At 64.0% G+C, this 14,173-nt stretch carries 12 protein-coding genes; 7 read left to right on the top strand and 5 right to left on the bottom strand.

From position 1 onward, the window contains the following. Positions 1-71 precede the first annotated feature (71 nt). Positions 72-953, top strand: coding sequence for a helix-turn-helix domain-containing protein (locus ACWGTO_RS15485; RefSeq protein WP_454575691.1), 882 nt, complete (start codon positions 72-74; stop codon positions 951-953). Between the two features lie 30 nt (positions 954-983). Here the strand turns inward: ACWGTO_RS15485 and ACWGTO_RS15480 are convergent, their stop codons facing one another. Beyond that, positions 984-2,360, bottom strand: a complete 1,377-nt coding sequence (locus ACWGTO_RS15480; protein ID WP_454575690.1) for an ATP-binding protein — start codon at positions 2,358-2,360, stop codon at positions 984-986. Positions 2,361-2,368: 8 nt separating this feature from the next. Continuing rightward, positions 2,369-3,040, bottom strand: coding sequence for a winged helix-turn-helix domain-containing protein (locus ACWGTO_RS15475; protein WP_454575689.1), 672 nt, complete (start codon positions 3,038-3,040; stop codon positions 2,369-2,371). Positions 3,041-3,359: 319 nt separating this feature from the next. On the opposite strand from ACWGTO_RS15475, the gene ACWGTO_RS15470 reads away from it, so the two are divergent. The 4 genes from ACWGTO_RS15470 to ACWGTO_RS15455 all read left to right on the top strand — a co-directional run bounded on the left by ACWGTO_RS15470 (position 3,360) and on the right by ACWGTO_RS15455 (position 7,987). Beyond that, on the top strand, positions 3,360-4,325 hold the full coding sequence (locus ACWGTO_RS15470) for a substrate-binding domain-containing protein (RefSeq protein ID WP_454575688.1): 966 nt from the start codon (positions 3,360-3,362) through the stop codon (positions 4,323-4,325). Between the two features lie 130 nt (positions 4,326-4,455). Continuing rightward, complete coding sequence (locus tag ACWGTO_RS15465) at positions 4,456-5,958, top strand: sugar ABC transporter ATP-binding protein (protein ID WP_454575687.1); 1,503 nt, start codon at positions 4,456-4,458, stop codon at positions 5,956-5,958. Further along, positions 5,955-6,971, top strand: coding sequence for an ABC transporter permease (locus tag ACWGTO_RS15460; RefSeq protein WP_454575686.1), 1,017 nt, complete (start codon positions 5,955-5,957; stop codon positions 6,969-6,971). The genes ACWGTO_RS15465 and ACWGTO_RS15460 overlap by 4 nt, the downstream gene beginning before the upstream one ends. 14 nt (positions 6,972-6,985) lie before the next feature. Further along, a complete protein-coding gene (locus tag ACWGTO_RS15455) occupies positions 6,986-7,987 on the top strand; it encodes a LacI family DNA-binding transcriptional regulator (protein ID WP_454575685.1) in 1,002 nt (333 codons plus the stop codon). A gap of 66 nt (positions 7,988-8,053) precedes the next feature. Here the strand turns inward: ACWGTO_RS15455 and ACWGTO_RS15450 are convergent, their stop codons facing one another. Together ACWGTO_RS15450 and rocF are read right to left on the bottom strand one after the other, a co-directional pair. Next, positions 8,054-9,112 carry an ornithine cyclodeaminase gene (locus tag ACWGTO_RS15450; protein WP_454575684.1) on the bottom strand — a complete coding sequence of 353 codons (1,059 nt, stop codon included), beginning with the start codon at positions 9,110-9,112 and terminating at the stop codon, positions 8,054-8,056. After that, entirely contained in the window at positions 9,109-10,044 is a 936-nt protein-coding gene (rocF, locus tag ACWGTO_RS15445) for an arginase (protein WP_454575683.1), read from the bottom strand. Before rocF ends, ACWGTO_RS15450 begins: the two co-directional genes overlap by 4 nt. Positions 10,045-10,177: 133 nt before the next feature. Here rocF and ACWGTO_RS15440 point away from each other — a divergent pair, with 133 nt between their 5' ends. Continuing rightward, complete coding sequence (locus ACWGTO_RS15440; protein WP_112560188.1) at positions 10,178-10,618, top strand: Lrp/AsnC family transcriptional regulator; 441 nt, start codon at positions 10,178-10,180, stop codon at positions 10,616-10,618. Between the two features lie 265 nt (positions 10,619-10,883). On the opposite strand, the gene ACWGTO_RS15435 is transcribed toward ACWGTO_RS15440, so the two are convergent. Further along, a complete protein-coding gene (locus tag ACWGTO_RS15435; protein WP_454575682.1) occupies positions 10,884-12,170 on the bottom strand; it encodes a M15 family metallopeptidase in 1,287 nt (428 codons plus the stop codon). 787 nt (positions 12,171-12,957) lie between these two features. On the opposite strand from ACWGTO_RS15435, the gene ACWGTO_RS15430 reads away from it, so the two are divergent. Continuing rightward, the gene (locus ACWGTO_RS15430; protein ID WP_454575681.1) at positions 12,958-14,172 is read left to right on the top strand and encodes a glycosyltransferase family protein; all 1,215 of its coding nucleotides are present in this window, start codon (positions 12,958-12,960) and stop codon (positions 14,170-14,172) included. Position 14,173: the final 1 nt, after the last annotated feature.

Below are 14,173 nucleotides of genomic sequence, written 5' to 3'. Positions count from 1 at the left end.
AGCATGGCTAGACTAGGCGGCGCGGAAGGCTTGTCCCCGACAACGGGAATATAAGATGGGCGGAAAGTAAGATGCCTGAACGGCCGTTTTACCAGCCTGGCGCCAGCAGCGTCGAAGGCCTGCCGATGGCCTTGCAGATGTTTCACAACCATCCGCTGGTGATGCTGAAGCCGCATTGGCACGCCCAGGTTGAGGTCAATTTCATCGTCCGCGGTAGCGTGCACTACCGCATGGCCGAACACGAGATCGCACTCTCGGCGGGCGAGATGTGTCTGTTCTGGGGCGGCCTGCCGCACCAGATGGACGATCTCTCGGACGACGCCATCTATGCCGGCGCGCATCTGCCGCTTGTGCATTTCTTCCGCTTGCATCTGCCGACGGACATCCGCCACCGGCTGATGACGGGCGCCACGCTGGTGACATCGGCCACCGACCCGGCGGACCATCACAATTTCGAGCGCTGGAACCGCTATTTCCGCTCCGGCGACCCGGCCATAACCGAGCACGCGGTGAATGAGCTGCTGCTGCGGCTGGAGCGGGTGCGGTTCGAGCCCTACCGGTTGGTGCCGGAAACCGCCGGCCAGGAAACCGGCGGCCCGTTCGACCAGCAGTCGCTGCGCAATGTCGGGCGCATGTGCGACTTCATCGCCGAGAATTTTCTCTATGACATAGACTGCGTCGACATCGCGGCGGCCGCCGACATCCATCCGAAATACGCCATGAGCATTTTCAAGAAGTCGACCGGCATGACGCTCAACGAGTATATGAACCTGTTGCGGCTGAGCTATGCGCAGGCGCTGCTGATGCATGAAGACGCCAATGTGCTGCGCGTCGCCATGGATTCAGGCTTCGGCTCGCTCAGCGCCTTCAACAAATCGTTCCGCAAGCTCGCCGGCATGTCGCCGTCGGACTTTCGCCGGGGTTTGCCCGGGCGCCAGATACTCACCTTGTAGTACCGGTCGGCCCTCGGATATAGGCGGTGATCACGCCGCCGGCTTCGCCTCGGGAAAAACGACAATCACCGCCAGGCCGGGGTGGCGGTCCTCGAGCGCGATGGATGCGCCATGCAAATCGGCAATCGCGCGCACCAGGCTGAGGCCCAGCCCGCTGCCGGGCGTGGTGCGGCTGGTTTCCAGCCGATAGAGCCGCTGGAACACTTTTTCACGCTCCTGCGCCGGGATGCCGGGGCCGTTGTCGGCGATCTCGGCGATCATGCGGTCGCCTTGCCGGGTTACCGACAGCTTGATGATTGTACCGCTCGGACAATGGCGCAGTGCGTTCTCGACCAGATTGGCGAAGAGCTGGGTCAGCAAATCGCGATCGCCATGGACCAGGTATCGGCAGTCTCGGGAAATATTCGCCGACAGCGACTTGCCGTCATCCTCGGCGACGTCGGCATAGATCTCGGCGATGCTTTCGACGATGTCGTTGAGGTCGAGATCGACGAAGCGCGCCTTGCGCGCGCCGGCCTCGATCTGGGCGATGCGCAACAGCGCATCGAAAGTCTCGTTGATCTGCAGGCTTTCTCCGCGCGCCTCCGCCAGATCATCGGCAACGGCCTCTCCCCGCGTCGTCTTCTCGGCGGCCGACTCGAGGATCATCTGCAGGCGGTTGAGCGGCGTCTTCAGGTCGTGGGCGATGTCGGCGCTGACCTGGCGCATGCCGTCGACAAGCGATGCCAGCCGCTCCAGCGCGGCGTTGACTTGGCGTGAGACACCGTCAATGTCGTCGCCATTGCCGAGCAGCGGGATGCGGGCGTCGAGCCGGCCATTGGAGACGTCGTCCATGGTGGCAGCGATTCCGTCGAGCCGGCGCTGCACGCGCGACGCCAGCAAGGCGCCGCCGGCCACCCCAAGGCCCGAAATGATCAGGGTGGCCCAGCCGAAGCTCATCAGCACGATCCTCTCCAGCTCCTCGGTTTCGGAGAGTGAGAAGGCGACGGTCAGGCTGTTTGGCCCGACCGAACCGGACCAGGCGCGGTACAGAGTCCCGGGCGGCACACCCGGCAGGGAGGCGGCAAAATCCGAAAAGCCATCAGGAAGGTCGGCGGCGGTGAAATTACCGGCCAGGCGATTGCCGTTGCTGTCGGTCAGCGAAAACAGCTGTTCTTTCTCGGGGCTGAGCGCGGCATGGCTGTCGATCGCCAGCACCAGGTCTTCCTGATCGCTTTGCGCATAGGTCACCGCGACCACCGAATAGGTCTCCTTGACCGACTCGTCGAGCCGCTCGGCAAGGTCGGCGCTCATCAGCTGATAGACGATGGCGCCCGACAGGATGAAGGCAAGCACGAACAGCAAGGCAAAGGTCAGCGCCAGCCGGAACGGCGTGCTGCGCAGCAGGCTGGCGCTTGTTTCAGTCACAGCGAGCTTCAATCATGCACACTGTAGCCGGTGCTGCGCACGGTGTGGATCAGTGGCGTTTCGAACGGCCGGTCGATCTTGGCCCGCAGCCGGCTGATATGGGTTTCGACGACGCTGGTCTTGGGGTCGAAGTGGAAATCCCAGACCCGCTCCAGCAGCATAGTGCGGGTGATGACGCGGCCGTCGCCGCGCATCAGCACTTCGAGCAGGCTGAATTCGCGGGGCTGCAGGTCGATCGCCTGGCCCTGCCTGGTGACGCGGCGCTGGATCAGGTCCATTTCGAGATCGGCAATGCGCAGCGTCGTTTTCTGCTCCTGCGCCGCCGGGCGGCGGCCAAGCGCGTTAATGCGGGCAAGCAGTTCGGAAAAAGCGAAAGGTTTTACGAGATAGTCGTCGCCACCGGCCTCGAGCCCCTCGACACGGTCGTCGACGCCGCCGACCGAGGTCAGAAAAATCGCCGGCGTGCGCACGCCCGCCGCCCGAACCGCCTTGATCATCGACAGGCCGTCGAGGCCAGGCAGCATGCGGTCGGCGACGATCACGTCATAGGCGTCGCGTGTCGCGGCAAACAGCCCGTCGCGGCCATCGCGCTTGAGGTCGCAGACATGGCCTGCCTGGGTCAGGCCGTTGACGACATAGTCGGCGGTCCTGGGGTCATCCTCGACGAGAAGAAGGCGCATTGAACGGTCCATTGGCCAGACCCTTGTCGGATTTCGCCGCCATTGGTCCGTTCTAGAATGCCGCCCAGCCGGCCTGTCTTGTTGCTTGAATTGGACTTTTTTCGGATGGCAGAGAGGCGGCGACGGCAGCCGCTATTTCTCTCTCAGTCTCGTAAGCGTGTCTAAGTCCGGATCATGCCCTCGATGTTCTGAGCGATTCGCTGTGCAGGGCGAAGTTTCGCTACCCGACACCGATGTTGACACTTGGCAAAGCCGCGCATTATCCTGTGGCGTAATCGGTTACGTAACCGATTACGGGTGGATCACTGAGGAGGAAATAATGAGCAAGAACACAATCATGGATGGGCTCGGCCCGTTCTCGCGCCGGCAGTTCCTGAAGACCGGCGCGCTGGCCGCCGGCGCGCTGGCGCTACCGCTCGGACCGGTCTTTGCCGCCGACAAGCCGAAGGTCGGGCTGGTCATGAAGTCGCTCGCCAACGAGTTCTTCAAGCAGATGCAGGCCGGCGCCGAGGAGTATGCCGCCAAGAACAAGGACAAGTTCGATTTCGCCGCCGTCGGCATGAAGGACGAACGCGACTTCGCCGCGCAGGTCGACGCCATCGAGAACTTCATCACCCAGAACTACAACATCATCGTCGTGGCGCCCGCCGATTCGAAGGCCATGGTGACGCCGATCGCCAAGGCGCTGCAGGCCGGCATCAAGGTCATCAACATCGACGTCGCGCTCGACACCGAAGCCAAGAAGAAGGCCGGCATCGACCTCGCCTTCTTCGGCCCGGACAATCGCGGCGGCGCCAAGCTTGCCGGCGATGCGCTCGGCAAGGCGCTCGGCAAGGGCGGCAAGGTCGTCATCCTCGAAGGCAATCCGGAAGCCGACAACGCCAAGGAGCGCAAGCTCGGCTTCGACGATGCGATCAAGGAGAACGGCCTTGAGCTGCTCGACTCCAAGACGGCGCATTGGGAGACCGAGGAAGCCAACACGCTGATGACCAACTTCCTCACCCAGTATCAGGACATACAGGGCGTGATGGCGGCCAATGATTCGATGGCGCTCGGTGTCGTCAAGGCGCTCGACGCGGCCGGCAAGTCGGGCCAGATCAAGGTCGTCGGCTTCGACAACATTCCGGCCGTCGGGCCGCTGCTCAAGGCGGGCAAGATGCTCGCCACCGTCGAGCAGTATGGCGCGCAGATGGCCGCCATGGGCATCGATTACGGCCTGCGCGAAATGGCCGGTGAAAAATTCTCCGGCTGGGTCAAGACCGACATCAAGCTGATCACCGGCTGAGCCGAGCGATAGCGCCGGTACTCCCTCCGGCCTTTCCGCTTGTCTCATCACCGCCGCCGGCAGACTGTCGGCGGCGGTGGCGACGCGCTCATAAATGCTTTGTCGAGAGCGCAATTCAGGATTCCGCTGCATGGACGATGCGATTCTCTCCCTTGAAGGGGTCGGGAAGATCTTTCCCGGCGCCGTTGCGCTCAGCGACGTGTCACTGTCGATCGCGCGCGGCGAAACCCACATCATCCTGGGCGAGAACGGCGCCGGCAAGTCGACACTGATCAAGCTCCTGGCCGGCATCTACCAGCCTGACTCAGGGTCGATCGCCTTCAACGGTGCGCCCTACCGGCCGAAGACGCCGCACGATGCGCAGCTCTCGGGCATCCGCATCGTGCATCAGGAACTCAACCTTTTGCCCTATCTCAGCATCGCCGAGAATCTGATGCTGGAGAACCTGCCGCGCCGCGCTTTCGGCATCGTCGACGGCAAGGCGCTCAACAGCCGCGCCGTCGCGCTGTTGAAGGAGGTCGGCCTCGACATCGACCCGCGCACCCGCGTCCAGGCGCTTGGCGTCGCACAGATGCAACTGGTCGAGATCGCCAAGGCGCTGAGCAATGACTCAAAGCTGCTGGTCCTCGATGAACCGACGGCGACGCTGACGCCGCCGGAGATCGAGCGGCTGTTTGCCATCATCAAGCGGCTGAAGGCCAAGGGCGTCACCATCATCTATATTTCGCACCGGCTGCACGAGGTATTCGAGATCGGCCACCGGGTGACGGTGCTGCGCAACGGAAAACTGGTCGCGACCCGCGACCTTAGGGGTCTCACCGTGCCGGACCTGGTGCGCATGATGATCGGCCGCGACATTGCCGACGAGTATGGCTTCGACGCTTCGATCGTGCCGGGCACGGTCGCGCTCAGCGTTGCCAACCTCAAGCGCAGCGCCGAGACGCCGGCCATTTCCTTTGCCGTCCACCATGGCGAGATCCTGGGCGTCGCCGGGCTGGTCGGCAGCGGCCGCACCGAAGCCATGCGGGCGCTGTTTGGGGCCGACCCGAAACTTGACGGCGTCGTCGAGATCGACGGCAGGCCGGTCGCGATCACCGCGCCCAAGGATGCGGTGCGGCACGGCTTGAGCCTGCTCACCGAAGACCGCAAGGGCCAGGGCCTGATGCTCGACTTGGCCGTAGACAAGAACATCACCATCACCGACCTGAGCAAAGTCTCGCGCAACGGCCTCATCAACCGCCGGGCGGAGAGTGCGGCGGCAAATGATCTCGTCGGCCAGCTCAGGGTCAAGGCGAGCTCGATCGAGCAGGCGGTGCGCAATCTCTCGGGGGGCAACCAGCAGAAGGTGGTGCTGGCCAAATGGCTGTTCAGGGGCACCTCGACGCTGATCCTCGACGAGCCGACGCGCGGCGTCGACATTGGTGCCCGGCGCGAGATCTACCAGCTGCTCTGGATGCTAGCGGCGGCAAAAAAGGGCATCATCATGGTGTCGTCCGACCTGCCCGAGCTGATGGGCATGTGCCACCGCATCATCGTCTTTTCCAAAAACAAGATCGTCGGCGACGTGCCGCGCGCCGCGTTCGACCAGGAGCACATCCTGTCGCTCGCCTATCAGGAGTATGTGCGACCATGAGCGAGACGTCCGAAACAACCGTGTCGGCGCCCGTTTCCCCGGGCCGTGCGAAATTCCTGCGCTTTCTGGTGCGCGATGCCGGCGTGCTGTTGGCGCTGGTGCTGATCACCGTGTTCTTCTCGGCGACGGCGCCCTACTTCGCCACATCCGGCAATGCGCTGAAGATCTTCGTGCAGATCGCCATCAACACGGTGCTCGCCGCCGGCATGACCTTCGTCATCCTAACCGGCGGCATCGACCTTTCGGTCGGCTCGGTGCTGGCGCTGTGCACGGTGGTCGGCGCCACGGTGATGATCGACGAGAGCCTGTCGCCGGGGGTGGCGATCCTGCTGGCGCTGCTGGCCTGCATGGCCACGGGCGCGGTCTGCGGTTTCCTCAATGGCTGGATCTCGACGCGCTGGAAAATCCCGTCCTTCATCGTCACGCTCGGCATGCTCAACATGGCCGCTGGTGCTGCCCGCGTCGTCAGCGACAATTCGACCATTACCGGCCTGCCGCAGGGTTTCGTCGATTTCGGCAATCTCATCATCGGCGGCTTCCTGCCGTCGATCTTCCTGGTCGCCGTGCTGGTGATCGCGGCCGGCTGGTTCGTGCTGCGCTTCACCGTCTTCGGCCGCATGATCTTCGCCGTCGGCACCAATGACGAAGCGGTGCGCCTGTCCGGCCATAATCCGGATTTCTACAAGGTCGCGGCCTTCACCATCAGCGGCCTGACCGCCGGCATCGCCGCCATGGTCTATCTGCTGCGCCTCAACATAGGCAGCCCGATCGCCGGCGTCGGCTACGAGCTCAACGCGATTGCCGCCGTCATCATCGGTGGCACCAGCCTCAGCGGCGGCAAGGGCTCGATCATCGGCACGCTGGTCGGCGCCTGCATCCTGCAGGTGCTGAGCACCGGGCTGCAGCTGCTTGGCGTCGGCGACAATTTCAAGCCGATCGTGATAGGTCTTGTCATTGTGCTTGCCGTCATCCTAGACGCATATCGGGAGCGGCTGTTGCGGGTCATCCGCTGAGGGGACAAGGGACGATGACGACGATTGCCGATGTCGCGCGCCATGCCGGAGTGTCGGTCGCAACCGTCTCGCATGTGATGAACCGCACGCGTCATGTCGAGCCCGAGACGGCCGAGCGCGTGCATTCGGCCATCGCCGCCCTGCGCTACCGTCCGAACACGCTGGCGCGCAGCCTCAGGCGCGGCGAGACCAAGACCATTGGCCTGCTCCTGCCGGACAATTCCAACCCGTTCTTCGCCAGCGTGGCGCGCCAGATCGAGGATGCCGGCTTCCTTGCCGGCTATACGGTGATCCTGTGCAATTCCGACGGCAGCGCCGAGAAAGAGGAGCGCTATCTCCAGGTGCTGATGGCCAAGCAGATCGACGGGCTGATCTTCGCCGGCTCGTCCGACCATGCGCGGGTGTTCTCCAACGTTCTGCCCGGCGTACCGGCGGTGCTGCTCGATCGCGAGATCCATTCGGTCAACGTCGATACCGTGCTGGTCGATCACGATCATGGCGGCTATCTCGCCGGCCGCTATCTTGTCGGCCTCGGGCACAAGAAGATCGGCGTCATCGGCGGCCCGCGCGATTCCAGCTCCAGCCCGGCTCGCCTGCGGGGCTTCGCCAGGGCGCTGCAGGAAGCCGGCCTCGACCTGCCGGCGAATGCCGTAGTCGATTCCGACTATCACTTCGCCGGCGGCCGCACCGCGATGGAACGGCTGATGACGCAGGCGCCAGACATCACGGCGCTTTTTGCCTGCAACGATCTGATGGCCATGGGCGCGCTGACGGTGTTGCGCGGGCGCGGCCTGCGCGTTCCCGACGACATGTCGATGATCGGCTTCGACGACATTCCCTATGCCGTCACCACCTGGCCGCCGCTGACGACGATTGCACAGCCGGTCGAGAAGATCGGCACGCGCGCCGTCAGCCTGCTGCTTGCGCGGGTTGCCGAGCCGGCGGCGCATTCGCGCCGCGAAGTGCTCACGCCGGTGCTCGTCGAACGGGAGAGCTGCGCGCTGTTGCGCGGATAGCTAGCGCTCGTCCGGATGCGTGGATTTCGCGGCTGCGCGTGGCATCAGGCCGCGATGCCTAAAACCTCAGGCCGCCGGCTGCAGCGCTGCCCGCAGCAGCATGCCGAACAGGTCGCGCGGCTCGTCGGGATCGGCGAGCAGGTCGAGCTCTTCATAGAGGCCGGTTGCCTGGAGCTGGTCGCGGACATAGCGCAGTGCGGAGAAATCCTCGGTGGCGAAGCCGACGGAATCGAACAGCGTGATCTGTTCCGCCGTCTTGCGACCTTGCGCCTGGCCGGTCATCACCTGCCACAGCTCGGTCACCGGATGGTCGGCGTCGAGCTGCTGGATCTCGCCCTCGATGCGCGTCTGCGGCGGAAACTCGACGAAGATGTCGGACCGCAGCAGGATGTCGCGGTGCAGCTCCGTCTTGCCGGGGCAGTCGCCGCCGACGGCGTTGATGTGCACGCCGGAACCGACCATGTTGTCGGTGAGAATGGTGGCGTACTGCTTGTCGGCGGTCACCGTGGTGATGATGTCGACGCCTTCCACCGCATCCTGTCCGGTCGTGCAGATGGTGATGTCGAAGCCCTGGCCGGCCAGGTTGCGGGCGCATTTTTCCGAAGCGGAGCGGTCGATGTCGTAGAGCCGCAGCCGGTCGACGCCGAGCAGTGCCTTGAAGGCGACGGCCTGGAATTCGGACTGGGCGCCGTTGCCGATGATGGCCATCGAGCGCGCGCCCCTGGGCGCCAGGTATTTGGCCGCGACAGCGGAGGTGGCCGCCGTGCGCAGCGCCGTCAGGATCGTCATTTCGGTGAGCAGCATCGGATAGCCGGAGCCGACATCGGCGAGCACACCGAAGGCGGTGACGGTCTGGCGGCCCTCGCGCATGTTCTTCGGGTGGCCGTTGACATATTTGAAGCCGTAGAGCCGGCCGTCGCTGGTCGGCATCAGCTCGATGACGCCGTCATGGCTGTGCGAGGCGATGCGCGGCGTCTTGTCGAACAGCTCCCAGCGGCGGAAATCCTCCTCGATATAGGCGGCGAGTTCGGTCAGGAACCGGTCGACGCCGATGGTCAGCACCAGCTTCATCATGCGGTCGACGCTGACGAAGGGAACGATGGCAAGGCGGGAAGGCTGGGTCATGCAATGCTTCCGGAATGGCTGCGGGTCGGGCGGTCCATGATGCGGCGGCCCATAAGGCTGGCGGCGAGGTCGACCATGAGGGTCGCGGTGCGGCCGCGCTCGTCGAGGAACGGGTTCAGCTCGACCAGGTCGAGGCTGGAGACCAGACCGCTGTCGGACAGCATCTCCATGACCAGATGCGCCTCGCGGAAGGTGGCGCCGCCGGGCACGGTGGTGCCGACGGCCGGCGCGATCGATGGGTCGAGGAAGTCGACGTCGAGGCTGACATGCAGCAGGCCGTTGGCCTCTTCGACCAGGGCCAGGAAAGCGCGCAGCAAAGGCGCGATGCCGTGCTCGTCAATGGTGCGCATGTCGTGCACGGTCACGCCGGCTTCGTTCAGCGCCCGGCGCTCGGCCGGGTCGACGCTGCGCAGGCCCATGACGCAGATGCGGGCGGGATCGACCGCGACAGGCAGATCCGGAAAATAGCCGTTGAAGCCCGGCCGGCCGCTGGCATAGGCGAGCGGCACGCCGTGCAGGTTGCCGCTGACGGTGGTGTCGAGCGTGTGGAAATCGGGATGCGCGTCGAGCCACAGCACGAAGAGCGGCCGGCCGCGCTCGGCCGCCCGGCGGGCTATGCCCGACACCGTGCCGGCGGATATAGCGTGGTCGCCGCCAAGGAAGATCGGCATGGCGTCTTGCGAAGCTGTGTAGGCGGTTTCGGCGATCGCCGTCGTCCAGGCGGAAATCTCCGGCAGCGCCTTCAGCGCAAGATTGCCGTGGACGATAGCCCGTGCCGGAGCCGGTTGCACCGCGCCCCAGTCCTCGACCTCATGCCCGAGTTCGGAGAGGACCGAGACAAGCCCTGCCGTTCGCAGCGCGCTCGGCCCCATCTCGCATCCCATCCTGCCCGCGCCGTCCTGCACCGGCGCGCCAACGATCCTGCAGCGCATGATTCTTTTGTCCTCACGATTGATGCGCGGAATGAACCACTCCGGCCCGGCGGTTTGAACAGGCGAAATTGGCATTTCGGAAAGATTGATTTATCATTCCGGGCAGTAAGATTGATCAAAGTGGATAGCAGTCATGGACGCGCTCGACGAAAGGCTGGTCACGCTGCTCAGGCACGATGCGCGGCGCAGCATCTCCGATCTCGCGGTCGATCTCGGCGTCTCGCGCGCCACGGTCAGGGCGCGCATGGAGCGGCTGGAAAAATCGGGTGAGATCATCGGCTACACCGTGGTGCTGCGCGCCGACGCCGTCGACCAGAGGATACGCGGCGTGATGATGATCGAGATCGAAGGTCACGCCGCGGACCGCGTGGTACGGGCGCTCGGCGGTCTGGCTGAGGTTTCGACCATCCACACCACCAATGGCCGCTGGGACCTGGTGGTCGAACTCGGCACGGCCTCGCTCACCGATTTCGATGCGGTGCTGCGCCGCATCAGGCTGATCCCGGGCATAACGGGCAGCGAGACCAGCCTGCTGCTGGCGACGCCGCGGACGACAAGGGCGCGGTTGGCTTAGTCAGGCCGGCCTGCTCACGCGAACCTTGGGCACGGAACCGGCGGACGGGTCGGATGCCTGATGAAGATTGTATTTTCCCGTTCAGCAATCTGCTCGGCTTCGCTACGCGTCAGCCCCGTCAGCAGTCTGCCTTCTATCTCTGCCGGCAGAGCTGAAATCAAATCGTAGACTATCCATTGGTCACATGGATCCTGCATGGCCGCGAATCTCATTGGCGCTCCTCTTGTCAGCGCATGCAAATTATCGAGCCGGAATGCGGCGTTGGTCAGAACAGCTTTGGCTGATCGGCTGCCGCAAGCTCGAAATGCATGTAATCCTTGGTGCCGGTGGCGCCGCCCAGCCAGCGCAGGCCGCCGCCGTCGCTGGCGGCCAACCCGGCCGCAGCTTGCGGCGCCAGATTGAAGAAGCCGAAGCGGACAACCGAAGCGTCGGTGCCGATGATCTTGGGTGAGCCGACCTTGGCGGCGCGGCGGGAGAGGTCGGCGGCATCGGCCAGGAGCTTGGCGGTCGACTTGGCCTTGGCCGGCGTGGCGCCGGCGCCTTGCAGCAGCGCGGCGAGATCGGTCTGCTTGGCCGGCACGGCGGTTGCCAACGCATGGGCCGTGGCCAGTTTCGCCGCCGGCAGTGTCACCCCGGCCAGGCGCTTTATGGCGTTGCCCATGGCGGCCTTGAGGCCATCGGCATTGGCGAATGCGGCAACGACAGCGGCGTTGGCCTTCGACAGCGCAACAGCCGCCGGCAGCAGCGTTTCATAGGGGCCGCCGGCGCGCAGCGTGGCGCTCTCGGCGCCGTAAAGGTCGACACCGGTGAAGGCGGCGATGATGGTCAGCGGCAAGACGGTCTTCTTGACGTTTGGATTGATCGCCGGATCGATGTCCACCGCCCAGCCGAAGGAATGATTGCTGAGCTGCGTGGGTGAGTTGACATTGGGCCTTATGTTGAAGCCGCCGACACTCTTGATCGGGTCCAGTGCTGCCAGCGCCTTCCTGGCGGTAAGCAGCTCGACGGTGTTGGCCAACCTGGTCCTGAGTGCGGGATGCACCGGCGACTTGAAGCTCGCCCTCGGGAAACCGGCCCCCAGCATCTGGTTGTAATAGGCGTTGACCCGGCCGATCGCCTTGGCCGGATCGCCGGACGCGCCGAACTTCGCATAGAGCCGGGTACGAATATTCTGAAATCCGGAAAAGCCATCGCTGATGTTGTTCCTGACGAAGGCCGAGAGCTTGTTCCATTCCGCCAGTATGTCGGCAGCACTTGCGGACGAGGCGGCCTCGAGAGGGCTGATCCGGTCCAGCGCCGTCAGCAGCGCCAGCCGTAGTGTGGCGGCCAGTTCGCGCCGGTCGAGCGCCTGCGCCAACGCCGTCACGGCCGGCGCCTCGAACCCGGGAAACAATGTCGTCTGCAGATGGCCGTCATAGGACGTCAGCTGCTTTTCGAGCTGCGGCCACAGCCAGATCAGCGCCTCGCGGTCCGTGACCCGCGCCGTGACAGCCGCGACGATCGCCTCGACGCCATCCCTGCTAAGCTGATCGACATAGGCATTGGCTGTCATGGCAAATCCCCCAGGATATGGCGCGACGCGGTCTGAAAGGCCGCAGTATCGCGCGCCTCCCATTTTGCCGGCCAGCGCTTGAAAGAAGACGAATCCACTGCACCCCCCGGTCAAGCAGTCGCAAACATCTGATGCGATACTACCGCATCCCGGTTTTCTTTCAACGGCGACCTGATGCTTTTGTCTCAGAACTACGACTTGTTCTGCGCAGGCGTCAAAGGTACGAAAAACTTGGGCTGTGACAGGTTGCAACCTTGTGACAATCCGCGTCACCGAAATCTGCGTTGACCGACCGGGCGGATCATCCACGCCCAACTGTTGGCCTTGGCCCAGGTGCGGCGGGCGCTATCCGGAATCCTCCACGTCAGGGAGGCTTGCTACCGGCCGAGGGTGATGGCAGGATAAAAGGCCGCAACGAGCGGCCTCTGGCGGTCGTTGCGTTCCAATGGATTTTGAAGCATTTTCCTAAGGTGCGGGGTTCTCCTCACAATGTGCGGCAACCTCGTTTCCTCTGGTCGCCCTTAACTTTTCGCTGTATGCGCTCTGCCTGCCTCAGGCCACAGGCCTGTAATTCCACGGGGTCAAGCCTCATGACAGAGATTTGTGCTCGGGTCGTATTTCGTCTGCGGAGACAAGGCGTCGCGTGCCCCTTGGCATTCGTGGCCAGGTGAAGAATGCCGTTGCGTACCTCACGCCCCCATGTTTCAAAACAGGTCGATAGGGCCGCGAAGATGAAAGCCTGCGGGGTTGCCGACGGCCCGGCGAGAATTCTAGAAGACGTTCAACAATGACCCAGCACGTAAAAGACGCTCGAATTCTCATGTACAGCCACGACACGTTCGGGCTCGGCCACCTGCAGCGGTGCCGAACGATCGCGCATTCGCTGGTCGGGGATTTCCGCGGACTGCAGGTGCTTATCATTTCCGGCGCCACCATCGCCGGCGCCTTCGATTACCGCGCCCGCGTAGACTTCGTGAAGATCCCCAGCGTCATCAAGCTGCGCAACGGCGAATACACCTCGCTGGAGAAGGATATCGACCTGCATGAGACGCTGAGGATGCGTCAGGCGATCATCCGCCACACAGCGGAGAGCTTCCGGCCGGATATCTTCATCGTCGACAAGGAACCGCTCGGCCTGCGCGGTGAGATCGAGGACACGCTGTCCTACCTCAAGACGCGGGGCACCACGCTCGTGCTTGGCCTGCGCGAGGTGATGGATGCGCCGCATCTGCTCGAAGCAGAGTGGGCGCGCAGGGATGTGATGCGCAAAATAGGCCTGTTCTACGACAAGGTCTGGGTCTATGGCCCGCCGGATTTCTACGACCCGCTGATCGGCCTGGATGTGCCGCCGGCGGTCAGGGCAAAGATGAAGTTCGTCGGTTTCCTGCAACGGAGCCTGCAGCAGAACGAGTTGCCCGGCCACCGGCCCGAGGGCGACTATATCCTGGTCACCACCGGTGGCGGCGGTGACGGCGGCGACCTGATCCACAACGTCATCGATGCCTATCAGCAGGATCCGCAATTGCAGCACAGGGCGCTGATCGTGCTTGGCCCCTACATGCCGGCGCGCAAGCGCAACAAGCTGGTCAGGAAGGGGGCCAAGATCCCCTATGTGAAGATCATCGAGTTCGACAACCGCATGGAAGAGCTGATTGCCGGCGCCAAGGCGGTGGTGGCGATGGGCGGTTACAACACCTATTGCGAGATATTGTCATTCGACAAGCCGGCGCTGATCGTGCCGCGCGTCACGCCCCGTGAGGAACAGCTTATCCGCGCACGGCGCGCAGCCGAACTCGGCCTCATCGAGATGCTTTTGCCGGAGGAAGCCGAGGATTCCCGGCGGTTTGCCGATGCATTGGAGGTGTTGCCGGATCGGCCCCGCCCGTCGCAAAGCAATCCGCATCTGACGCTGGAGGGGCTGCCTCATATCTCCGAAATCGTCGCGGAACTGCTGGAGCGGCGGGCCGGCCATCACCTTTCGGTCATCGAAGGCATGAACTGAG

It is taken from the genome of Mesorhizobium sp. PL10 (genome assembly GCF_053714315.1).
The sequence above is the reverse complement of the archived record's forward strand: the minus strand, read 5'-3'. Positions and strand labels throughout refer to the sequence as shown.

What these genes read in the sequence shown, in the direction of transcription:
- ACWGTO_RS15470 (WP_454575688.1), top strand. Translation starts at nt 3,360, where the DNA reads ATGAGCAAGAACACAATCATGGATGGGCTCGGCCCGTTCTCGCGCCGG.
- ACWGTO_RS15440 (WP_112560188.1), top strand. Translation starts at nt 10,178, where the DNA reads ATGGACGCGCTCGACGAAAGGCTGGTCACGCTGCTCAGGCACGATGCG.
- ACWGTO_RS15475 (WP_454575689.1), bottom strand. Translation starts at nt 3,040, where the DNA reads ATGCGCCTTCTTCTCGTCGAGGATGACCCCAGGACCGCCGACTATGTC.
- ACWGTO_RS15450 (WP_454575684.1), bottom strand. Translation starts at nt 9,112, where the DNA reads ATGACCCAGCCTTCCCGCCTTGCCATCGTTCCCTTCGTCAGCGTCGAC.
- ACWGTO_RS15485 (WP_454575691.1), top strand. Translation starts at nt 72, where the DNA reads ATGCCTGAACGGCCGTTTTACCAGCCTGGCGCCAGCAGCGTCGAAGGC.
- ACWGTO_RS15430 (WP_454575681.1), top strand. Translation starts at nt 12,958, where the DNA reads ATGACCCAGCACGTAAAAGACGCTCGAATTCTCATGTACAGCCACGAC.
- ACWGTO_RS15435 (WP_454575682.1), bottom strand. Translation starts at nt 12,170, where the DNA reads ATGACAGCCAATGCCTATGTCGATCAGCTTAGCAGGGATGGCGTCGAG.
- ACWGTO_RS15460 (WP_454575686.1), top strand. Translation starts at nt 5,955, where the DNA reads ATGAGCGAGACGTCCGAAACAACCGTGTCGGCGCCCGTTTCCCCGGGC.
- ACWGTO_RS15455 (WP_454575685.1), top strand. Translation starts at nt 6,986, where the DNA reads ATGACGACGATTGCCGATGTCGCGCGCCATGCCGGAGTGTCGGTCGCA.
- ACWGTO_RS15465 (WP_454575687.1), top strand. Translation starts at nt 4,456, where the DNA reads ATGGACGATGCGATTCTCTCCCTTGAAGGGGTCGGGAAGATCTTTCCC.
- rocF (WP_454575683.1), bottom strand. Translation starts at nt 10,044, where the DNA reads ATGCGCTGCAGGATCGTTGGCGCGCCGGTGCAGGACGGCGCGGGCAGG.